18 protein-coding genes and 2 pseudogenes are annotated in these 21,777 nt (G+C 70.9%); 11 read left to right on the top strand and 9 right to left on the bottom strand.

Features of this window, described 5'->3' with window-relative positions; translation table 11 throughout:
- Window positions 1-18 precede the first annotated feature (18 nt).
- On the top strand, window positions 19-699 hold the full coding sequence (locus MW084_RS08340) for a pirin family protein (protein WP_029553934.1): 681 nt from the start codon (window positions 19-21) through the stop codon (window positions 697-699).
- On the opposite strand, the gene MW084_RS08335 is transcribed toward MW084_RS08340, so the two are convergent.
- A complete protein-coding gene (locus MW084_RS08335) occupies window positions 696-1,523 on the bottom strand; it encodes a serine hydrolase domain-containing protein (protein ID WP_010476293.1) in 828 nt (275 codons plus the stop codon). The two genes, MW084_RS08340 and MW084_RS08335, sit on opposite strands and share 4 nt — an antisense overlap.
- A 67-nt stretch (window positions 1,524-1,590) precedes the next feature.
- Here MW084_RS08335 and MW084_RS08330 point away from each other — a divergent pair, with 67 nt between their 5' ends.
- Together MW084_RS08330 and MW084_RS08325 are read left to right on the top strand one after the other, a co-directional pair.
- Window positions 1,591-2,061, top strand: a complete 471-nt coding sequence (locus MW084_RS08330) for a MerR family transcriptional regulator (RefSeq protein ID WP_010476295.1) — start codon at window positions 1,591-1,593, stop codon at window positions 2,059-2,061.
- Window positions 2,058-3,077 carry an aldo/keto reductase gene (locus MW084_RS08325; RefSeq protein WP_010476297.1) on the top strand — a complete coding sequence of 340 codons (1,020 nt, stop codon included), beginning with the start codon at window positions 2,058-2,060 and terminating at the stop codon, window positions 3,075-3,077. Before MW084_RS08330 ends, MW084_RS08325 begins: the two co-directional genes overlap by 4 nt.
- A 25-nt stretch (window positions 3,078-3,102) precedes the next feature.
- Here the strand turns inward: MW084_RS08325 and MW084_RS08320 are convergent.
- The 6 genes and pseudogenes from MW084_RS08320 to MW084_RS08295 all read right to left on the bottom strand — a co-directional run bounded on the left by MW084_RS08320 (window position 3,103) and on the right by MW084_RS08295 (window position 9,839).
- Window positions 3,103-4,297, bottom strand: a pseudogene (locus MW084_RS08320) (acyltransferase family protein).
- On the bottom strand, window positions 4,294-5,325 hold the full coding sequence (locus tag MW084_RS08315; protein WP_010476301.1) for an alpha/beta hydrolase: 1,032 nt from the start codon (window positions 5,323-5,325) through the stop codon (window positions 4,294-4,296). The pseudogene MW084_RS08320 and the gene MW084_RS08315 overlap by 4 nt, the downstream one beginning before the upstream one ends.
- Before the next feature lie 168 nt (window positions 5,326-5,493).
- The gene (locus MW084_RS08310; protein WP_255115444.1) at window positions 5,494-6,171 is read right to left on the bottom strand and encodes a response regulator; all 678 of its coding nucleotides are present in this window, start codon (window positions 6,169-6,171) and stop codon (window positions 5,494-5,496) included.
- A complete protein-coding gene (locus MW084_RS08305; RefSeq protein ID WP_078571846.1) occupies window positions 6,168-7,583 on the bottom strand; it encodes a sensor histidine kinase in 1,416 nt (471 codons plus the stop codon). The genes MW084_RS08310 and MW084_RS08305 overlap by 4 nt, the downstream gene beginning before the upstream one ends.
- A gap of 97 nt (window positions 7,584-7,680) precedes the next feature.
- A complete protein-coding gene (locus tag MW084_RS08300) occupies window positions 7,681-8,541 on the bottom strand; it encodes a DUF4429 domain-containing protein (protein ID WP_010472169.1) in 861 nt (286 codons plus the stop codon).
- A gap of 86 nt (window positions 8,542-8,627) precedes the next feature.
- Window positions 8,628-9,839 carry an alpha/beta hydrolase gene (locus tag MW084_RS08295; RefSeq protein WP_010472171.1) on the bottom strand — a complete coding sequence of 404 codons (1,212 nt, stop codon included), beginning with the start codon at window positions 9,837-9,839 and terminating at the stop codon, window positions 8,628-8,630.
- 928 nt (window positions 9,840-10,767) lie between these two features.
- On the opposite strand from MW084_RS08295, the gene MW084_RS08290 reads away from it, so the two are divergent.
- Together MW084_RS08290 and MW084_RS08285 are read left to right on the top strand one after the other, a co-directional pair.
- Window positions 10,768-12,378, top strand: coding sequence for an MFS transporter (locus MW084_RS08290; RefSeq protein ID WP_029553618.1), 1,611 nt, complete (start codon window positions 10,768-10,770; stop codon window positions 12,376-12,378).
- A gap of 197 nt (window positions 12,379-12,575) precedes the next feature.
- Window positions 12,576-12,968, top strand: a complete 393-nt coding sequence (locus tag MW084_RS08285) for a peptidase inhibitor family I36 protein (RefSeq protein ID WP_010472175.1) — start codon at window positions 12,576-12,578, stop codon at window positions 12,966-12,968.
- Between the two features lie 856 nt (window positions 12,969-13,824).
- On the opposite strand, the gene aceE is transcribed toward MW084_RS08285, so the two are convergent.
- Entirely contained in the window at window positions 13,825-16,572 is a 2,748-nt protein-coding gene (gene aceE, locus MW084_RS08280) for a pyruvate dehydrogenase (acetyl-transferring), homodimeric type (protein WP_010472176.1), read from the bottom strand.
- Between the two features lie 430 nt (window positions 16,573-17,002).
- Between aceE and MW084_RS08275 the strand changes: the two genes are divergently transcribed.
- From MW084_RS08275 to MW084_RS08250, 6 genes are all read left to right on the top strand, one after another.
- Entirely contained in the window at window positions 17,003-17,440 is a 438-nt protein-coding gene (locus tag MW084_RS08275; protein WP_010472178.1) for a DUF3052 domain-containing protein, read from the top strand.
- Between the two features lie 103 nt (window positions 17,441-17,543).
- Window positions 17,544-18,002, top strand: a complete 459-nt coding sequence (locus MW084_RS08270) for a peroxiredoxin (protein WP_010472180.1) — start codon at window positions 17,544-17,546, stop codon at window positions 18,000-18,002.
- 188 nt (window positions 18,003-18,190) lie between these two features.
- Window positions 18,191-18,766, top strand: coding sequence for a TerD family protein (locus MW084_RS08265; RefSeq protein ID WP_010472181.1), 576 nt, complete (start codon window positions 18,191-18,193; stop codon window positions 18,764-18,766).
- 132 nt (window positions 18,767-18,898) lie between these two features.
- Entirely contained in the window at window positions 18,899-19,474 is a 576-nt protein-coding gene (locus tag MW084_RS08260; protein ID WP_010472184.1) for a TerD family protein, read from the top strand.
- A gap of 100 nt (window positions 19,475-19,574) precedes the next feature.
- Window positions 19,575-20,708: a DUF475 domain-containing protein gene (locus tag MW084_RS08255; protein WP_010472186.1), complete on the top strand. Its 1,134-nt coding sequence runs from the start codon at window positions 19,575-19,577 to the stop codon at window positions 20,706-20,708.
- A gap of 114 nt (window positions 20,709-20,822) precedes the next feature.
- Window positions 20,823-21,563, top strand: a complete 741-nt coding sequence (locus MW084_RS08250; RefSeq protein WP_010472187.1) for a TerD family protein — start codon at window positions 20,823-20,825, stop codon at window positions 21,561-21,563.
- Window positions 21,564-21,615: 52 nt separating this feature from the next.
- Here MW084_RS08250 and MW084_RS08245 read toward each other — a convergent pair.
- Window positions 21,616-21,740: pseudogene (locus MW084_RS08245) on the bottom strand (TerD family protein); the annotation flags it as partial.
- Between the last annotated feature and the right edge of the window lie 37 nt (window positions 21,741-21,777).

The raw sequence follows: 21,777 nt of genomic DNA, 5'->3' as shown, positions 1-21,777 counted from the left end.
TCTACCGTTGGACCTGTGATGCTCGTACACAGGGCCGGCGATCGCCGGCCGGGCGGCGACCCGGGCGCCGGCATCGACACCCGGCACGCCTTCTCGTTCGGCCCGCACTACGACCCGGACAACCTCCGCTTCGGCGCGCTCGTCGCCTGCAACGAGGAACGGCTCGCCCTGGGCGCGGGCTTCGGTGAACACCCGCACAGCCACACCGAGATCGTCACCTGGGTCGTCGAGGGGGAGCTGACGCACCGCGACTCGGCCGGGCACGCGACCCTGCTCCGCCCCGGCGACGTGCAGCACCTGAGCTCCGCGGGCGGCGTCCGGCACGTGGAGCGCAACGACGGCGCGGTGCCGCTGGTCTTCGTCCAGATGTGGCTCGCCCCGCTGGAGCCCGGCGGCCACCCGTCGTACGGGGTCGTCCGCCGCATCGCCGACGCGACGCCGTACGAGGTGCCCGCCGCGGGCGCGACGCTCCACGTACGCCGTCCGGGCGCCGGCGGGCACACGGCCGTCCCGGACGGGGACTTCGTGTACGTGCACGTGGTGCGGGGCGACGTCAGGCTCACCGGCGACGGCGAGCCGGCAGAGCTGTCGGCGGGCGACGCGGCCCGGATCACCGACGCGCGGGGCGTGCGGCTGACCGCCACCACGGCCGCCGAGGTGCTGCTCTGGGAGATGGCCCGGCCGGCGCCGGCTTCTTAGGCGCTTGTGCCCCGGCGCAGTTCGGCGAGCACCGCGTCGGTGAACGGCGGCCAGGCCTCGATCGCCCACGGCCCGAAGGGCCGGTCCGTCAGCGTCACGCACGCCGCCCGGGCATCCGGGTCGACCCACAGGAACGTGCCCGCCTGCCCGAAGTGCCCGAACGTCCGCGGCGACGACGAACCACCCGTCCAGTGCGGCGACTTTCCGTCCCTGATCTCGAATCCCAGCCCCCAGTCGTTGGGCCGCTGGTGCCCGTAACCGGGCAGGACGCCGTCCAGGCCCGGGTGGGCGACCGTCATGGCCTCCAGCACCGTCCGCGGGTCCAGCAACCGGGGGGCCTGCACCTCCGCGGCGAACCGCACGAGGTCGTCCACCGTCGACACGCCGTCCTTCGCGGCCGAGCCCTCCAGCGTCGTCCCCGTCATCCCGAGAGGCTCCAGCACCGCCTGGCGCAGGTACTCGGCGAAGGGGATGTCGGTGGCCTTCGCCACATGGTCCGCCAGTACCTCGAAACCCGTGTTCGAGTAGATCCGCCGCCTGCCCGGCGCCGCCATCACCCGGTCCTCGTCGAAGGCGAGCCCCGACGTGTGCGCGAGGAGGTGCCGCACGGTCGACCCCTGCGGCCCGGCCGGTTCGTCGAGGTCCACGGCGCCCTCCTCGTGGGCGACGAGCACGGCGTACGCCGCCAGCGGCTTCGTCACCGAGGCGAGTGGGAACCGCCGCCCCGTCGGCCCGTGGGCTCCCGCGAGGGTGCCGTCCGCACGGACCACCGCGGTGGCCGCGGTCGGCACGGGCCAGTTCTCGATCATCGCCAGGCTCTGCATGCCGATGAGCGTACTTGCTCGCCGCGGCACTTGCTTCGAGCACGCTCGAAGGTCCTAGCGTGGGGGCATGACGGTGATCGAGAGCACTCCGGCGGCCGTCCGGACCACCGATGCCTGCGCCACCCCACCGCGTCGCCACCCCCGTCCCGACGGGCAGGACCACTACACCATCAGCGAGGCAGCAGCCTGGACCGGTCTCACCGCCCACACCCTCCGCTGGTACGAGCGCATCGGGCTGATGCCCCACGTCGACCGGTCGGCCACCGGCCAGCGCCGCTTCACCAACCGGGACCTGGACTGGCTCACCCTGGTCGGCAGACTGCGGCTGACCGGCATGCCCGTCGCGGCGATGGTCCGCTACGCCGAACTGGTCCGCGCGGGCGACCACACCTTCGACGAGCGGCGCGAACTGCTGGAAGCCACCCGCCGCGACGTGCTGTCCCGCATCACCGAACTCCACGAAACCCTCGCCGTACTCGACTACAAGATCGACATCTACACGGGCGCCCGACCGGCGCCGGAAAGGGCTGCACGATGACCTCCGAGCAGACCATCCCCCAGGTACGACTCGGCGCGACGGGCCCCGTGGTCGGCGTGCAGGGCCTGGGTGCCATGGGCATGAGCGAGTTCTACGGCGACACCGACGAGGCCGCCGCACGCGACACCCTCGACGCCGCCCTCGAGGCCGGCGTCACCCTCATCGACACCGCCGACATCTACGGGCGCGGAGCCAACGAGGAGTTCCTCGCCCCGTTCGTCGCCGCCCACCGCGACCGGATCACCCTGGCCACCAAGTTCTCCATCGTCCGTACCGAGGACCCCTCGCACCGGTCCGTCCGCAACGACCCCTCCTACATCAGGTCCGCCGTCGAGGGAAGCCTGCGCCGCCTCGGCGTCGACGTCATCGACCTCTACTACATGCACCGCCGCGACCCGGTGGTGCCGCTCGCCGAGTCCGTCGGAGCCATGGCCGACCTCGTGCGCGAAGGCAAGGTGAAGCACCTGGGCCTCAGCGAGGTCACCGGAGAGGAACTGCGCGAGGCACACGCCGTCCACCCCATCGCCGCACTGCAGTCCGAGTGGTCGCTGTTCTCCCGCGACGTGGAGCAGAGCGCCGTCCCCGCCGCCGCCGAACTGGGCGTCGCGCTCGTGCCCTACTCCCCGCTCGGCCGCGGTTTCCTCGCCGGGGCGTTCGCCGACGCCTCCAGGGACCTCTCGGAAGGCGACTTCCGCCGCTCCCAGCCGAGGTTCTCCGGGGACAACGCCCGCCGCAACGCCACCCTCCTCGAACCCGTCCGCTCCATCGCCGCCGCCCACGGCGCCACCCCGGCCCAGGTCGCCCTGGCCTGGGTGCAGCAGCGCGCGGCCGTGCACGGCCTGCCCGTCGTCCCCATCCCCGGCACCCGCAGCCGCGCCCGCCTCCTGGAGAACGCCGCCGCCGTCCGCCTCGTCCTCACCGGCTCCGAACTCGACCTCCTCGACCCCATCGCCGCCCAGGTGGCAGGCAGCCGCTATTCCGACATGTCCCTCACCTCCGCAGCCCGGGAGGAGTAGCCCACCGGCACCTCCTCCGACCCCCTCACGCCAGGCCCAGAGCGAAGGCCGTGAAACCGGCCGCCAGGACGCCCGCCGCCGCGCGACGCGTCCTGGTGGCTCCCGTCCACGGCGATTCGAAGCTCCGCGCGTACCGGCTCACGAGCATCAACAACACCGCGAACACCGGGAGCCACGCCACCCGTGCCATCACCCAGCCGAACGTGTCCGGTGCCGTGGTGAGGCCGGGAACCTCACCGGCCGTCAGGGACGTAGGCACGACCACCGCGAGCATCGCCGTCTGGTGCCAGCACAGGATGGTCATCGCCGACAGGTTGACGACCACGACCGGCGCCCACAGGGCGGGCCGCCGCAGCAGCGCCCCGAGCCGGCCCCGCAGCAGTATCGCGGCTCCGCTCTGGGCAGCCGCCAGCGCGAGGACGAGCAGCGACGGCGGGTGCGAGTTGGTACGCGCCTCGCCGGGCACGCCGACCATCGAGACCGGGTAGTGGAACACGGCGAGCAGCATCGCGAAGAGCACCGCACCGCCCAGGAGCAGCGTCCACCCGCCTCGCCGGCCGATCCGGCGTTCACCCCACGCCACCCCGAGCTGGTAGGCGAACAACCAGCCCGGCAGCACATTGAGCAGACCCAGCCACGACGGCACGTCATCGGCGTACGGGCCGTACCGCAGGAAGTCGACAACGGCGACGGAACCGAGCAGCGGCGCCGCCGCCCACGCGCCCATGGCACGCGAGGCCCGTACACAGCAGGGAGTGAGTGCGGTGATCACCGTGTACACACCCACGAACCACAGCGGCTGTACCACCAGTGTCGCCCCGGTCCGCAGGGTGTCACCGGGTATGCCCACCGCAAAGCCCGCCGCTGTCAGCACGGCCCACACGGCGGTGACTCCCAGGACGGGGCGGCCGAGCCGGGCGACCCTGCCACGCAGCCACTCCCCGGCACCGCCCGGCCGACGCCGGTAGGAGAGCACCGACGCGTAACCGCCGACGAGGAAGAAGACACCCAGCATCTGCAGGACCCAGCCGGCGGGCGCGAGGAAACCGAACGCCGTCAACGGACTCGCGTTGTGGATCGCCCCCCTCGCCGTCCAGGGTGAACCCGCCGAGCAACCAGTGCCCGGTCGGCACGGCCAGCAGGGCCAGCGCCCGCAAGCCGTCGACGGCCCGGTCGCGGTGAGCCGGTGTGAGCTGTTCGACGCGGTCGGCGAACTTCACGCCGCCTCCCCTCGGGCGATCGCGGCGAACACGCGGAGTGAGGTGGTGCCGGGGGCGAAGTAACCGCTGTGGCCTCGTGCGTCTTCGGCGGGCACCCGCCGGGCGCCGAACGCCTCGGACGCCGGGTCGGTGCCGTGTCCCAGCCCCAGGAACGTCACATGGGGGACTTTGGATATCCAGTCGGTCGGGTCCTTGGCGGACCACACCCGCGCCGCCGTACCCAGTTCCGCGACGTTCGCCGCCCGCATGCCGGGAGAACCGAAGACCACCAGGTCCTTGGCCTTCACCTCGGTCGCGGCCAGCCCGCACACCACGGAGCCGTAGCTGTGGCAGAACAGCGACGGGACGGCGCTGCCCGTCGAGACGAGCCCTTCGGCGAAGCGGACCAGTCGCTTCGCCCCCGCCTCGGCGAGACCGCCGGTCGCCGCGTCGAGCCCCACTCCGACCGGCGTGGTGTAGCCGACCCAGGCGACCACCGCCGTGCGTCCGCCCGTCGCGGCACGCAGCTGCCGGGCCATTCCGGCCGGCGTGCCGTACGGGTCACCGGGTCGGTCGTACGATCCGGCGTCGACGTCCGATCCCGGCACCACGACCGCCACATGAGGGCTGCGCTCCAACTCCCCGAAGACCTCCGCGACCAGGCCGCGACCACGAGGGTCGAAGACGAGGAGCTGACGGTCGGCGAGGTGGGCGTAACGGGTGTCACGACTCGCGGAAAGAGCGTTGGCCTCGTACCGCAGGGACACCGGGGCCCCGTCCAGGTTGCCCACCACGCCCGGGTGCCGCCGGACCAGACGGTGCCGCTGCCGTCCGTCGAGGCTCCGGAAGAACGAGGCCACCTCGGCCGGCGCGGCTCGCGCGGGATCAGGCAGCGGCCGGCCCAGCGAGGTGTCGGCCAGCCAGGCCGAATACCCCGGTGGCGGGCCCGCCATGGCCTGCTGGGTGCTCCCCGAGGCCCATCCGACCGTCCCCGTGACGGCCGTCGTCGCCAGTGCGACGGCCAGCAGGGCCCTCTTGTAACGACGCATGGCGTCCCCCTCCTCCACCTCGTGCGGTGTGACGAGAGGGAAGGTAGGAGGACGGCACCCGGGCGATCGTCACCCTGTGGAGCCAACCGCCGACTGATACCGGAGTAGGGGGTGTCCTACACCGACACCGCGGACGGGCGCGGCGGATGTGCCGGGTGTGCGGCCCCGTCAGACCGTCTCGCCCGGCGTGACGAGACCGGACTCGTAGGCGAACACCACCGCCTGCGCCCGGTCGCGCAGACCGAGCTTGGCCAGGACGCGCCCGATGTGCGTCTTCACCGTCTGCTCGGCGAGGACCAGGTGTGCGGCGATCTCCTGGTTGGAAAGTCCCCGTGCGACCAGCTCCAGGACCTCCGTCTCGCGCGGCGTCAGCCCGTTCAACCGCACCGAGCGCTCCCTGCGGGCGGGCCGCCGGGCGGCGAAGTCCTCGATCAGCCGCCGCGTCACCGACGGGGCGAGCAGCGCCTCGCCCCCCGCCACCACCCGCACGGCGGCGATCAGGTCGGCGGGCGGGGCGTCCTTGAGGAGGAAGCCCGACGCTCCGGCGCGCAGCGCCTCGTACACGTAATCGTCCACGTCGAACGTCGTCAGCATGAGGACCTTCGGCCGGTGCGTCACCCCGGGCGGAGGGTTCAGCAGCTCGCGTGCCGCGGCCAGTCCGTCCATCTCCGGCATGCGCACGTCCATCAGCACCACGTCCGGGTGCGCGGACCTGCCCACCTCGACGCCGGCCCGGCCGTCCGGAGCCTCGCCCACGACATCGATGTCGGGTTGCGCCGACAGCAGGGCGGCGAATCCCGCCCGTACCATGGCCTGGTCGTCGACGATGATCACACGGATGGTCATGAGGGGCCCTTTCCGGCATGCCGGGGAAGCGCTGCGATCAGCGGCAACCGCGCCGCCACGCGGAAGCCGCCGTCCGGCAGCGGCCCGGTGTCGAGCATTCCGCCGGTCAACCGTACGCGCTCCCGCATGCCGATCAGACCGTGGCCCGTCCCGGATGCCTCCAGCGACGGAGTCGGTTCCGTCGGCGGGCCGTTGACCACGAGGACGATCAACCACTCCAGGTTGGGCGACCGTGACACGGACACCCGCGTCCGGGCACCCGGGGCGTGCCGCACCACGTTGGACAGGGCCTCCTGCACGATCCGGTAGGCCGAGAGGTCCACGGCCTGGGGCACGGCCCCCAGATCCGCCGCCAGCGACAGCTCCACCGGCAACCCCGCCCGTATCGTCGCCTCGACGAGCTGCTGCACCCGGTCGATCCCGGGCTGGGGCGCCCGCTCGCCCTCCGTGTTCTCGCTGCGCAGCACCGTCAGCAGCCGCCGCATCTCGGCCAGGGACTCCCGCGCCGACGCAGCTATGGACGAGAACTCCTCGCGCGCGGCCTCCGGAAGTCCTTCGATCCGGTACGGTGCCGAATCCGCCTGCACGGTGATCACCGACATGTGGTGGGCCACCACGTCGTGCAACTCGCGGGCGATGCGGGCCCTTTCCTCCAGCAGCGTCCGCCGGGAACGCTCGGCTTCACTGATGGTCTCCTGTTCCACGAGCCGCCGCTGGGCGTCGCCGCGCTCCCGGAACATGCCGGTTATCAGCAGGACGACACCGCTCAGCACGAAGAGCACCAGGTGGATGCCGTCACCGTCCGCCCCGCCGAACAGCTCCAACGCGAACCCGGCGGCGCCGGTCATCAGCCACACGCCCACCAGGGCCCGTCGCTGCTCGCGCAGTCCCACGGCGAGCATCAGCCCCAGGTAACCCACCACGACCATCGGCGTCCAAGGCCACGGCCGGCCCTCCACGACGCCCGCGTCCATGGTCACCAGGGCACCGAGCACGTCGGCGGCGAAGACGACCCACCATGCCTGCAGCGGCCGTGACACGGCCAGGAGCAGCGGCGCCACCTGCGCCGTGGCCAGAGGACCGGCGATGCCGCCGCTCACCCCGTAGTCGTCGACGAGCACCACGACCGTGACCGGCAACAGCGACGAGACGAGCGCCAGTGCCAGCGCATACGGCATGAGCCGCACCCACCGCGACGCGGACTGCCCGAACAGGGGGTCCCCCGCCTTGGTGGGGGTCGACAGCGCCACGCCGACCGCGCGCACCGCCCTGCCCGCCGAGCGCCGGGCCCGGCCGACGGACGCGGCGGCGCCGGATACGGGCGCGGGCCTCGGCGGGAAGGGGAAGGAGTCCGCCCGCGGGGAAGCGGGCGGGCCCTCCGGAGGGCGAGGGAGCGGGGGAACGCTGCTCATGGTCCCGCCAGCCTAGGCATGCGTCGCCTTCCGGGCGTCATACCAGGGAGCCAGGTTCCCACCTCATACTCCGGTATGAGGGCCGTAGGCCCCGCCGTCACAACTCGGCGAGCAGTTCGGCCTTTTTCGCCGTGAACTCGTCGTCCGTCACCAGGCCCGCCTGGTGCAGATCCCCCAGATGCCTGATCCGGTCCGCTATGTCCGCCGGGTCGCGCCGACCAGCCGCCACGGGGACCGGCAGCGGCACCGCGCGGTCCGTGTTCTGCACCGCCTGGAGCACCGCGGCCGCGAACGGGAGCGATTCGTGTACCGGGCCGTAGCCGAGGCCGAAGACGACCGCCGCCGGGTCCTGATCGGGCTGGGCGGGTGCCGCGTCGGCGCCGCGCCGCACCAACCGCAGGTACCCGCCGAGTTCCCCCGGCGAGCGCCACTCCACCCCGCTGAGGTCGCTCACCGCGAAGGACTGGTTGCCGGCCTTCCACTTGGCGGTCGACGCTCCCGTCCAGAACCACCGGAAGGAAACATTCCGGCCATCGAAGGAAGCCTTGCCGTCATACGCCTTGAACTGCAGCGGCGGCTCGGGAGCAGTCACCAGGAACCGTTCGGACGGCTCCTCGCGCTCCGGCCCGAGGGCCGCCCGGAGTTCGTCCGCGTAGTACTCGGCGAGCACCTCCCGACCAGCGGGAAGTACCAGCCGGTAAGGGTCGCAGTCCTCCTTCAACTGGCCGTCCGCCACTGCCATCAGCGGGTCGGCACCCGCGCGTGGCACGACGCGCAGCACCACCGTGCCCCGCTTGCCCGGAGAGAGCGTCACCGACGCCAGTGCTCCGTGCGGAACACGTCTTTCGCGGAGCGTCTGGAACAACTTCGGCGCGCGGATCCCCCGTTCGAAGCGGATGAGCACGGCGTCGGTTTCGAACGTCCAGGTGGCATGAATTCCGGCCAGCACATCACCCATGCGCCTCATCGTATGCGGCGTGCGCTCATGCGTCGCCCCCTGGAAGACGAGTGGAAAAGGACTGTGCCGTCCGACTTCCGCACGGATCAGACCGGCACGGCACCGCGCACTCCGTCACGGCAGGTGTTCGCCGCGTCGGCACAGCGCACGCTGTCGTAGGCCCCGACCCCTATCCCCGCGAAGTTCCGCAGGCTGCCCGTGTCCGGTACGAAGTACCCGGCGTGCCCCGACGCGCCGTCCGACGACAGCAGTCGCGCCCCGAACTCCGGGGCCACCGGGTCGGCGCCGTGCCCCAATCCGCCGACGTCCAGGTACGGGACGTCGGCGATCCAGTCGTCGGCGTCCCGCGTGGCCCACACCCGTGCCCGCGTACCGAGTGCCGCCGCGCTCCCGGCCCGCATCCCGGGACTGCCGGCCACGGCGATGTCGGTGACCCGCCCGGGCAGCCGGCGCGCGGCGAGTCCACACACCACCGAGCCGTAGCTGTGGCAGAACAAGGAGACGCGCGACCTGCCGGGCAGCGCCCTGACCAGCGAGACCAGCCGCACGGACCCCTCGGCGGCGAGCCGCCCGGTCGCCGCGTCCACCCCGATGCCGGTCGGCGAGGTGTAGTCGGCCCAGGCGATGACCGCGATCCGCATGCCCGGTGCCGCCTCGCGCTCGGCGGCGTACAGGGATCTCGCCATCCCGTGCGGGGCCGTGTACCTGTGAGCGGTCTTCTCAAAGGTGAGCAGATGAGTGTCGACGCCGGGCACGACCACCGAGACCCGCTCGGCGCGCTCGAGGTCGCCGAGCACCTCCGCCACCCGGCCCTGCCCCGAGGGATCGAACGCGAGAATCAGGCGTCCGCCGGACAGGAGCGAGGAGAACCGGTGCGCCCGCCGCGCGGCCTCGTGGCGGCCCTCGGGGGAGAGCCCGCGGTCGGCGGCGCGGATCCGTTCGGCGGCGAGTGCCCGGCGGAGCGCGTGCCGGTTGGCGAGGTACCGCAGGGTCACCGGAACCCCGGCGAGGTTCCCGACGACGAGCGGGTGCTTCGCGGCGAGCCGCATGCGCTGCACGGGGCTGAGGGAGGCGAAGAACACGCTCACGACCGCCGGCGGTGACGTGAGGTCGGGAAGCGCGCGGCCGCCGATCCGATCGGCACGCCAGGACGCCACAGCCGCGTCCCAGGGGGCGGGCGGAGCGGCATGCGCGCGGTGCGGGACGGCCCAGCCCGTCGTGGCGAGGAGGACGAAGGTCACCGCGAGGGCCAGCAGGGTTCGCCAGATGGTGAGCGGAGAGGCGATGGTGGGAGTCACTGCGGGACACCTTAGAAGAGTCCACACGACATCCGGCCCTGACGTGACGTAGATCATGGTTTGCGGGGCAAGTTCGGGGAAGGCGTGGCCACTTCGCCCGCCTGGGGCCACTTCGCGCGAGGCTCTGAAGGGGAGCGGTCACATCGCGCCGGTGCGCCCGGCGAGCCGGCGCCCCGGGCCGGTGTTCCGTCGCCGGGGTCCACGGCGAGCGCCGGGGCGAGGCGGTGCGGGCAGGCCGCGGTCAGGGTCCCCGGGGGCGGCCGGGCTCGACTCCTCCCCGCGACCCCGCTACCCCGCGACTCCGCGGTTGACCGGCGGCGCTCATGGCGCTGTCGAGGGACGCGATGGCGATCCGGGGCCGGGGGCTGCGCCCACGTCGAGTCCTTCCCGGTCGGCGACCGGTCGGGCGACGTGTTCCTTCGGTTCGAGGGGGCGCCCCGGACGGGCCGCGAGCGGTCTCGGCGGCGACCCCGGTGATGCCGCGCCGATCGCGCCCCAGTAGTCGGGGGCGGAGTTCCGCAGGGCGTCGGAGGGGGCTTCCTCCGGAAGGGGCGTACTCGGAATCCGGGTGAAGTGACGTTCCGCCGTGTCCTGCACGGGAAAGCCAGGCTTCCTGCATGTTCCTGAAGTGGCGGAAGAGGGTTCGCTGCGAGGCTCCGGGGGCCTCGGCGGTCCCGCAGACCGTCGTCTCCTCGTGGCCCTCGGCCGTGAGGAACTCCGGCACGGCAGGGGGCAGGGCGGTGCGGATGTACTGTCCCCTCCGTTCGCGCAGGCCCGCGACGGCGTTCCGCGGAGCGGGCTGTCCACCCGTCACTTCACGCCCCCGTTTCCAGCCCTTCACCGGAGCCGCCTCGGTGTGAGCCACGCAACGATCACCCGCGCCGGAATTGCTTTGTTGATTGTCAGTGGCTGTCACTAGCCTCGCGGTATGACTGGTCAGACCACCATCGACAAGGTCTCGCAGGACCTTGAGCCCCTTCCCGCGCAATCCGGGAGACTGCGGGGCCATCCATGGCTCACGCTGTTCAGCGTCGCCGTCGGTGTGATGATGGTCGCGCTCGACGGCACGATCGTCGCCATAGCCAACCCCGCGATCCAGCGAGACCTCGACGCGTCGCTCTCCGACGTCCAGTGGATCACCAACGGGTACCTGCTCGCCCTGGCCGTCGCGCTCATCACGGCGGGCAAGCTCGGTGACCGCTTCGGCCACCGTCAGACGTTCCTCGTCGGCATCGCCGGCTTCGCGGCCTCCTCCGCGGCCATCGGCCTCTCCGAATCCATCGCCCTGGTCATCGCCTTCCGTGTCCTGCAGGGGCTCTTCGGCGCGCTGCTGATGCCGGCCGCGCTCGGTCTGCTCCGCGCCACCTTCCCCGCCGAGAAGCTCAACATGGCCATCGGCATCTGGGGCATGGTCATCGGGGCCTCCACCGCGGGTGGCCCGATCGTCGGCGGTCTGCTCGTCGAACACGTCAGCTGGCAGTCCGTGTTCTTCATCAACGTGCCGGTCGCCGCGCTGGCCCTCGTCCTGGGCTTCGTGATCCTGAAGGACCACAGGGCGCAGAACGCGCCGCGCTCCTTCGACGTCCTGGGCATCGTGCTGCTGTCCGCAGCCATGGCGTCCCTGATCTGGGGCATCATCAAGGCCGGTGAGAGCTGGGGGTGGGGCAGCGGCAGGACATGGGGCTTCCTGATCGGCGCGCTCGTCCTCTTCGGCCTCTTCGCCGCCTGGCAGAGCCGGATCCGCGAGCCGCTCGTCCCGCTGGCCATGTTCCGCTCCGTCCCGCTCTCGGCGGGCGTCGTCCTCATGGTCCTCATGGCCTTCGCCTTCATGGGCGGCCTGTTCTTCGTGACGTTCTACCTCCAGGGGGTCAAGGGCCTCAGCCCCGTGGACAGCGGCCTGCGCCTGCTGCCGCTCACGGCCATGATGATCGTCTCCTCGCCGCTCGCCGGTGTGCTGATCACCAAGTTCGGTCCGCGCATCCCGCTGGTTGGCGGCATGCTCTGCACCGCGGGCGCGATGTTCGGCATGCTCACCCTCACCCCGGGGACCGGAACGCTGGCCACATCGCTCTGGTTCGCCCTGCTGGGGCTGGGTCTCGCTCCCGTCATGGTGGGTGCGACGGAGGTCATCGTCGGCAACGCCCCGCTGGAGCTCTCGGGTGTGGCCGGGGGTTTGCAGCAGGCCGCCATGCAGGTCGGCGGTGCGCTGGGTACGGCGGTGCTCGGTGCGGTGATGTCTTCCAAGGTCGACTCCGAGTTCTCGGACAACTGGAAGGACGCGGGCATCCCGGTGCCGCCCGCTCCCGGACTGGAACAGGCGGCGGAGTTCGGCACCGTCCCCCGGAAGCTCGCCGAGGCTCCCGGGATGACGCCGGACGCCCTGGGTGCAATCACCAAGGTCATCCACGACACGTTCATGTCCGGCATGGGCCTCGCCTTCACCGTCGCCGGTGCCGTGGCCCTCGTCGCGGCCCTGGTCGCGACCTTCGCCAAACGCGGTGCCAACGCCGAGGCGGGCGGTGGCGGCGTTCACATCTGACCTGACGGCGCCGACTACGAAACCGCAGGTCACGGGCCCCGGCACTTCTCAGTGCCGGGCCCTCTGCATATCCGCCCGCTCCCTGCCTTCACCCATCCGGGTGGATCCCCTCGAATCCCCTTCCTTTCGGTGGTCACGCAGCGTCAAGCTTGGGTCAGACATCGCCACGGAGAGTCACCGATCGGGAGTTGGGTCACATGCGTACGTCCTCGAAGTCCTTGTTCGTCACCGCCGTTCTGGGAATGGCCGCGATCAGCATCGCCGCACTGTCCACCGGTGCCGCACCCGCCGGTGCCGCCTCACCCACGCTCGGGCCGTGCGGCAGCGGGCAGCTCTGCCTGTGGGAGAAGGAGGCGTTCAAGGGCAAGCGGCAGACGCACGAACTGGCGACCACGGACGTCGACAGCTGCGTCGCGCTCCCCTCCGGTACCACGGCGGTGGCGCTCGCCAACCGCACGGGACGGCCCGTCACCACCTACCAGTCCGCCACCTGCGGAGAGACCGGCGAGTTCGAGACCTACCCGGGCAGCGGCACATGGGTACCGCGTTCGCCCTACCAGGTAAGGGCCATCAAGATCTGGGAGAACTGACACCGCTTCCCGTGCCCCGACCGGATACGAGACTCCCGTCGGGGCCGGCAGCGGCGACCAGGGCACCGGAGGCCACCCACGGACCCGCACGTCCCCGCCCGTACCGCCTGCGGCTTCCCCGCACCAAGGCCCCCTGGTACGGCCGGTGCCGTCCCTCGGCATCGTCCTCCGGGGTCACCCCGGCGAACCGGGCAGTGGACCGCTTGGCGGCATCCGCGGTGTCCCATCGGCGACGTGGCTTTCGACGGCCCGTCGGCATCGGGTCCGCTGCCGACGAGTGGCGACCCGGTCTTCGACCCGGATGCCGCAGGTCCGCGGACCTGCTCGGACACAGGGGTCGGCGCACCGCGCTCCCCGAGGCTCGGGTGCCCCGCTCCACCCCGTCCGACCCGTCCCACCTGCGTCGTCCGGTGAGCGGGGCGCGACCGGACGTGCCGCCGCGCCTCGTCAGGCGTGCCCGTGGTGCCCTCCGGGCCCCGCTTCACCGACGTAGTGCCGACCGGCCGTGATCACGGCAACCGCGCCAACGAGAGCTCCACATCAGGAGGTTCACCCCGTGAACGCGTACGAAGAACCGGCGCGACGATGCCGGACAACCCCGTGCGGTGCGGTTGTCGGCGAGCACCGCCCCCACGACCCGCCTCATGAGCGTGCGCCACACGTGGACCGGCGGCCGCGCAGTGGTTGCGGCGCCCGGTCCCGTGCCTGCGGCACCGGACGCCGCAACCGCGATCGGCAGGAGGCCGCACCCACGCTCCTCCCCGCAGGCGCGCGTCGCCGAATGCCGCGCGCCGCGCACCGCGGGAGGGGGCCGGAAGACCGGGTTCCCCCGCCCTCCGGCCCCCGGTGGCGCGTCTCAGGCGTCCCCACCCGCCGGACCCGGGTCGGCCGCCGACACGTCCAGCAGCCGGTAGCGGTCCACCGCCTGCTTCAGGGCGGATCGGTCCACCTTCCCCAGCCGCGCCAGTTCCGTCAGCACACCCAGCACGATCGACTGCGCGTCGATGTGGAAGTACCGGCGGGCGGCACCACGTGTGTCCGCGAAGCCGAAGCCGTCCGTGCCGAGGGAGTTGTACGGCCCCGGCACCCAGCGCGAGATCTGGTCCGGGACCGATCGCATCCAGTCGGAGACGGCCACGAAAGGACCCTGGGCATTCGACAGCTTGCGCGTCACGTACGGAACGCGGGACTCCTCCTCCGGATGCAGCAGGTTGTACTCCTCGGCCTTCACCGCGTCGCGGCGCAGCTCGTTCCAGGACGTCACGGACCACACGTCCGCTCGGACGTCCCACTCCTCGGCCAGGATCCGCTGCGCCTCCACGGCCCAGGGAACGGCCACACCGGACGCCATGATCTGCGCCGGGATCGAGCCGGCATCGCCGGTGCGGAACCGGTGGATGCCCCTGACGATGCCCTCGGCGTCGACGTCCGCCGGCTCCGCCGGGTGCTGGATCGGCTCGTTGTAGACGGTCAGGTAGTAGAAGACGTCCTCGCCGTGCGGGTACTCCTTGGACGCGCCGTACATGCGCCGCAACCCGTCCTTGACGATGTGCGCGATCTCGTACCCGAAAGCCGGGTCGTAGGCGACGCACGCCGGGTTGGTCGAGGCCAGCAGCTGGGAGTGGCCGTCCGCGTGCTGGAGGCCCTCGCCGGTCAGCGTCGTCCGGCCGGCGGTCGCGCCGAGCACGAATCCGCGCGCCAACTGGTCGGCCATCTGCCAGAACTGGTCGCCGGTCCGTTGGAAACCGAACATCGAGTAGAAGACGTACACCGGGATGAGGGGTTCGCCGTGGGTGGCGTAAGCCGACCCGGCGGCGGTCAGCGACGCCGTGCAGCCCGCCTCGGAGATGCCGTCGTGCAGCATCTGACCGGTCGGGGACTCCTTGTAGGCGAGCAGCAGCTCCCGGTCCACGGCCTCGTACTGCTGGCCCAGCGGGTTGTAGATCTTGGCGCTCGGGAAGAACGAGTCCATGCCGAACGTGCGGTACTCGTCCGGTGCGATCAGCACGAACCGCCTGCCGATCTCCTTGTCCCGCATCAGGTCCTTCAGCAGCCGCACGAACGCCATCGTCGTCGCGATCGACTGCTGCCCCGACCCCTTCTTCACCGCCGCGTAGGCCTTGTCGTCCGGCAGTGCCAGCGGCTTCGACCGCACGACCCGGGTCGGCACGTAACCGCCCAGGGCCTTGCGGCGGTCGTGCATGTACTGGATCTCCTCCGACTCCCGGCCCGGGTGGTAGTACGGCGGAAGACCGGACTCCAGTTCGCTGTCGGGGATCGGCAGGTGCAGCCGGTCGCGGAACCGCTTCAGGTCGTCGACGGTCAGCTTCTTCATCTGGTGGGTCGCGTTGCGGCCCTCGAAGTTCGGACCGAGCGTCCAGCCCTTGACCGTCTGGGCCAGGATCACCGTCGGCTGGCCCGCGTGGGCCTTGGCCGCCGCGTACGCCGCGTAGATCTTCCGGTGGTCGTGGCCGCCGCGTCCCAGGTGGAGGAGCTGCTGATCGGTCATTCCCTCGACCATCGCGCGCAGCCGGTGGTCGTCCCCGAAGAAGTGCTCCCTGATGTACGCGCCGGACTCCGTGGCGTACGTCTGGAACTGCCCGTCCGGTGTGGTGTTCATCCTGTTGACCAGGATGCCGTCCCGGTCCTGGGCCAGCAGCGGGTCCCAGGAGCGGTCCCAGATCAACTTGATCACGTTCCAGCCGGCGCCGCGGAAGACCGACTCCAGCTCCTGGATGATCTTGCCGTTCCCTCGGACCGGACCGTCGAGGCGCTGGAGGTTGCAGTTGACGACGAAGGTCAGGTTGTCGAGGCCCTCACGCGCGGCCAGGGTGAGCTGACCCAGCGACTCGGGCTCGTCCATCTCGCCGTCGCCGAGGAACGCCCACACGTGGGAGCGCGAGGTGTCCGCGATGCCCCGTGCCTCCATGTAGCGGTTCATCCGCGCCTGGTAGATGGCGCCCAGTGGGCCCAGGCCCATGGAGACCGTCGGGAACTCCCAGAAGTCCGGCATCGAGCGGGGGTGCGGGTACGACGACAGGCCGTTCGGGTGCTTCGACTTCTCCTGGCGGAAGCCGTCGAGCTGCGCCTCGCTCAACCGGTCCAGCAGGAAGGCCCGGGCGTAGATGCCGGGGGAGGCGTGGCCCTGGAAGAAGATCTGATCGCCGCCGTCCCCCTCGTCCTTGCCTCGGAAGAAGTGGTTGAAGCCCACGTCGTACAGGGAGGCGGAGGAGGCGAAGGTGGCGATGTGCCCGCCGACGCCGATCCCCGGACGCTGTGCGCGGGAGACCATGACGGCCGCGTTCCAGCGCGTCGCGTTGAGGATCTTGCGTTCGATCTCCTCGTTGCCGGGGAAGAACGGCTCGTCCTTGGTGGCGATGGTGTTGACGTAGTCCGTGCTGCGCATCTCGGGCACGGCCACCCGCTTCTCGCGGGCACGCTCGATCAGGCGGAGCATCAGGTAGCGAGCCCGCTCCCGTCCCCGCTCGTCGACGGCGGCGTCGAGGGAGTCGAGCCATTCCCGGGTCTCCTCCGGATCGAAGTCCGGGACCTGGCTGGGAAGGCCGCCAATGATGATCGGATTGCGATCGGATCCGGAAGCCACGCTGTTCCTTCGCTGTTCGATGTGTCTACGGGTGATGACATGCGGGACGGAGTGTCGGCTTTGCGGTCGCGTAGCCACCATCGTCTACCCCACGGGCGCCCGCGTCATCTCTACCGAGGGGTAACCGGGCATTCCCGTCGGCGGGGGCGCCCGGCGCCCGGCCCGGCGACCGGTCCGGGGCCTGATGCGGCACCCTGGCGGGGACGCGGCGCGTGCAACCCCCTAAAGTGGGTCAAGAGGGGCGGCACGTGTCATGGCCGCGGGAGGGCGGGTACCCGGAGTTGCGGCAGGACGGACCCAAAAGTCACCGTTTCGGCGGTCTGGATCGCCGGGTACTTGCGCGATCCGTCCAGCACGTGTGGACTACGCCCCATGCCACGCGTATGCGCGCGGCTCGAGCACTTTCCCATTCATGATCAGGAGGCAAGCCGTGAGCGCGACCGCGGACCACGCGGAGGAGCGGACCAACCCGGCCGCAAGGCTGGGGTTCGAGCCCGGACAGGTGGTCCAGGAGATCGGCTACGACGACGACGTCGAGCAGGAACTCCGTGAGGACATCGAGGCTGTCATCGGCCAGGAACTCGTGGACGAGGACTACGACGACGTCGCCGACGTCGTTCTGCTGTGGTTCCGCGACGAGGACGGCGACCTCACGGACGCACTGGTGGACGCCATCGGCCTGATCGAGGAGGGCGGCCAGATCTGGCTGATGACGCCCAAGACCGGGCGTGACGGCTACATCGAGCCCAGCGACATCAACGAGGCCGCCCAGACCGCCGGCCTCTCCCAGACCCGGAGCATCAACGCGGGCAAGGACTGGGTCGGCAGCCGCCTGGTCAGCCCCAAGGCGGGCAAGCCCAAGCGCTGACCGCCGGCTCCCGCAGCCGGGGCCCCCGCCGAGCACATCGGCGGGGGCCCCGTTGCGTAGGCTGGGGCTCCAGCGATCCGCCCACCGAAGGGATGCTTCTGCCATGGCGATCGAGGTCGGCACCAAGGCCCCGGACTTCGAACTGAAGGACAACCACGGGCGCACCGTGCGGCTCGGCGACTTCCGAGGCGAGAAGAACGTCGTGCTGCTCTTCTACCCGTTCGCGTTCACCGGCGTCTGCACCGGTGAGCTGTGCGCCCTGCGGGACCAGCTGCCGCGCTTCGTCAACGAGGACACCCAGCTGCTGGCCGTGTCCAACGACTCCATCCACACCCTGCGCGTCTTCGCCGAGCAGGAGGGGCTGGAGTACCCGCTGCTGTCGGACTTCTGGCCGCACGGCGAGGTCTCCCGCGCCTACGGCGTCCTCGACGAGGAGAAGGGGTGCGCGGTCCGCGGCACCTTCATCATCGACAAGGAGGGCGTCGTGCGCTGGACGGTCGTCAACGACCTCCCCGACGCCCGCGACCTCGACGAGTACGTCAGGGCCCTCGACGCCCTCTGATGCGCCCGGGACGCGGGGCGACCGCCGCGGGACGGCGGGCCCCGCGCCCGCGCGCACGTCCGCCCGAAACGCTCGGTCCATCGGCGCAAGAGCGTATCCGCGGCGGGAACCCCTCACTAGGATCCAGTCGTTGATCCGATGCCAACGCACGACGGGGGCGCTGCCCCTGGAAACCAATGGAGGGACTCGTGGGAGTCAGCCTCAGCAAGGGCGGCAACGTCTCGCTGACCAAGGCCGCGCCCAACCTGACCGCAGTCACGGTCGGTCTCGGCTGGGACGTCCGCACCACCACCGGTACGGACTTCGACCTGGACGCGAGCGCGCTGCTGCTGAACGCCCAGGGCAAGGTCGCCACCGACGGCAACTTCGTCTTCTTCAACAACCTGAAGAGCCCGGACGGTTCCGTCGAGCACACCGGTGACAACCTCACGGGTGAGGGCGAGGGCGACGACGAGCAGATCAAGGTCAACCTCGCGACGGTCCCGGCCGATGTCGACAAGATCGTCTTCCCGGTCTCGATCTACGACGCCGAGAACCGCCAGCAGTCCTTCGGCCAAGTGCGCAACGCGTTCATCCGCGTCGTGAACCAGGCCAACGGCGAGGAACTGGCCCGCTACGACCTGAGCGAGGACGCCTCGACGGAGACCGCGATGGTCTTCGGCGAGCTGTACCGCCACGGCGTGGAGTGGAAGTTCCGCGCCATCGGCCAGGGATACGCCTCCGGCCTGCGCGGCATCGCGCAGGACTTCGGCGTGAACGTCTGAGCCGTACCGCAGTTCCGTCCGGCGCCGCACCGCCCGGTGCGGCGCCGGACGCGCCCTTTCCGCACCGCACACGGACACCGTGCGGCACGCGGACGCATGGCACGCAGCACGTCACCGGGGAGGATCATCGTCATGGGCGTCACGCTCGCCAAGGGAGGCAACGTCTCCCTCTCCAAGGCCGCACCGGACCTGACCCAGGTGCTGGTCGGGCTCGGCTGGGACGCGCGCTCCACCACCGGAGCGCCCTTCGACCTCGACGCCAGTGCGCTGCTCTGCCGGTCCGGCAGGGTCCTCGGCGACGAGTGGTTCGTCTTCTACAACAACCTCACCAGCCCCGACGGCTCCGTCGAGCACACCGGTGACAACCTCACCGGCGAGGGGGACGGCGACGACGAGTCCCTCCTCGTCGACCTGGGCAAGGTCCCGGCCGACGTCGACAAGATCGTCTTCCCGGTCTCGATCCACGAGGCCGACAACCGGGGCCAGACGTTCGGGCAGGTCAGCAATGCGTTCATCCGGGTCGTCAACCGGGCCGACGGCCAGGAGCTGGCCCGTTACGACCTGAGCGAGGACGCCTCGACGGAGACGGCGATGATCTTCGGCGAGCTGTACCGCTACGGCGGCGAGTGGAAGTTCCGGGCCGTGGGGCAGGGGTACGCGTCCGGTCTGAGGGGCATCGCTCTAGACTTCGGGGTCAATGTTTCGTAAAGCTCGTCTCAGGGTTCGTTCAAGGCCCGGCGCAATCGGCGCGGAGGAGACCCTCCCGCAGTCCTCGCCCGGGGGGACCCCCAACACGATTGGGTAGTCAGTGGTTCTGAAAACCTTCGGCTGGTCGTTCGCCGTCACGGCGGCCGGCCTCGCTTTCGCCGCCTGGCAGTGGGGGTGGGAGGCCTTCGGGATCGTACTGATCCTGTCGATCCTCGAGATCTCCCTCTCCTTCGACAACGCGGTCGTCAACGCCGGAATCCTCAAGAAGATGAACGCCTTCTGGCAGAAGATCTTCCTGACGATCGGCATCCTGATCGCGGTGTTCGGCATGCGGCTGGTCTTCCCGGTCGTCATCGTCGCGATCAGCGCCAAGGTCGGCCCCATCGAAGCCGTGCAGCTGGCGCTCGACCAGCCGAAGCAGTACGAGAACCTGGTCACCGACGCGCACGCGGCCATCGCCGCCTTCGGCGGCATGTTCCTGCTGATGATCTTCCTCGACTTCGTCTTCGAGGAGCGCGAGCACAAGTGGCTGGCCTGGCTGGAGCGTCCGCTCGCCAAGCTGGGCAAGATCGACATGCTGTCGGTCTGCATCGCGCTCATCATCCTGCTCGTCAGCGCGGTCACCTTCGCCACCGAGGCGCACACCAGCACCGGCCACGCCGACAAGTCCGCCACGGTGCTGCTCTCCGGCATCGCCGGCCTGATCACCTACCTGATCGTCGGCGGCCTCTCCGGCTACTTCGAGAACAAGCTGGAGGAAGAGGAGGAGCGGGAGCACGAGGAGGAGGAGAAGGCCAAGCAGCAGGGCAGGCCGGTCTCCGCGGTCGGCCTCGCCGGCAAGGCCGCGTTCTTCCTCTTCCTGTACCTGGAGGTCCTCGACGCCTCGTTCTCCTTCGACGGTGTCATCGGCGCCTTCGCCATCACCAACCACATCTTCTGGATGGCGCTCGGCCTGGGCATCGGCGCCATGTACGTCCGGTCGCTCACCGTCTACCTGGTCCGCGAGGGCACGCTCGACGACTACGTGTACCTGGAGCACGGCGCCCACTACGCCATCGGCGCCCTCGCCGCGATCCTGCTGATCACCATCCAGCACGAGATCAGCGAGATCGTCACCGGCTCCGTCGGCGTGCTCCTCATCGCCGCGTCCTTCCTCTCCTCGCTCCGCCGCAACAAGCGCGCAGGGGCGGTCGGGGGCCCGGGGGAGAAGACCGGAGTACCGTCCGGGGTGTGACGACCACTGCATGGGACCGGGGTGTGACCGCTCCGGCGATGCGGAACGCTTCTGGACGGGGCGGCCGGGTCCTCCCGGCCGCCCCGCCGCGTATCCGGACACCTTGGGGGTGGCATGGCTTTCTGGAACGGCCTGCGGCAGGACAGGGCGGCGCAGTTCGACTCGGGCGGCGCCATGACCCACGCGATCGGCCTGACCCGGCGGCGCCCGACGGTCTCGCTGACCAAGCAGGGCGCGGCGACCGGCAACCTGCGCGTCAACCTCTCGTGGAAGATGCGCACGTCCGACGTCGACGACCGGCCCCTGCAGGGCGGCCGCCTGCTGCGGCGCCCGCTGAAGTTCTTCCGGCCCGAACCGGTCCAGGCCCACACCCGGGCGGTGACCAACGTCGACCTGGACATCGGGTGCCTGTACGAGCTGGCCGACGGCACCAAGGGCGTCGTCCAGCCGCTCGGCGGCTACTTCGGCGACCTCAACGACCCGCCGTACGTGAAGCTCAGCGGCGACGACCGGTTCGGCTCGCCGTCCGGTGAGACGATCTTCGTCAACCTCGACCACCGCGACGACATCAAACGGCTGCTGTTCTTCGTCTACATCTACGACCAGACGCCGGCATTCGACCGCACCCACGCCACGATGACGCTCCACCCGAGCAGCGGCCCGCGCGTCGAGATAGAGCTCGACGAGCGCGCCCCCGAAGCACGCTCCTGCGCGGTCTTCCTGCTGGAGAACGTCAAGGGCGAGCTGCTGGTGCGGCGCGAGGTGAAGTTCGTCTACGGCTTCCAGGGCGAGCTGGACCGCATGTACGGCTGGGGCATGCAGTGGGGCCGCGGCTTCAAGACCGGGGCGCACTGACGGCCGCCGCGCCGCCCCGTACCGGGTCCCCTACCGCGTCCCGGTGCGGGGCTCAGTGCTGGAACTGCGGGCCCATCGGCGGGAGCCGGAAGTCCGGGTCCGGCACGGGCGCCCCGGCGGCCGGCGGGGCCGGAGGGGGAGCCGGGTGCGGGTAGCCGTACGCGGGCTGCGGCGCGGNCGGGTGGTACGGGGGCCGCCACCCCTTTCAGGTTTA

This window comes from Streptomyces sudanensis, from assembly GCF_023614315.1.
GTDB classification, from domain to species: domain Bacteria; phylum Actinomycetota; class Actinomycetes; order Streptomycetales; family Streptomycetaceae; genus Streptomyces; species Streptomyces sudanensis.
Note: the sequence above shows the minus strand (reverse complement) of the source record. Positions and strands in the feature narration are given on the sequence as shown.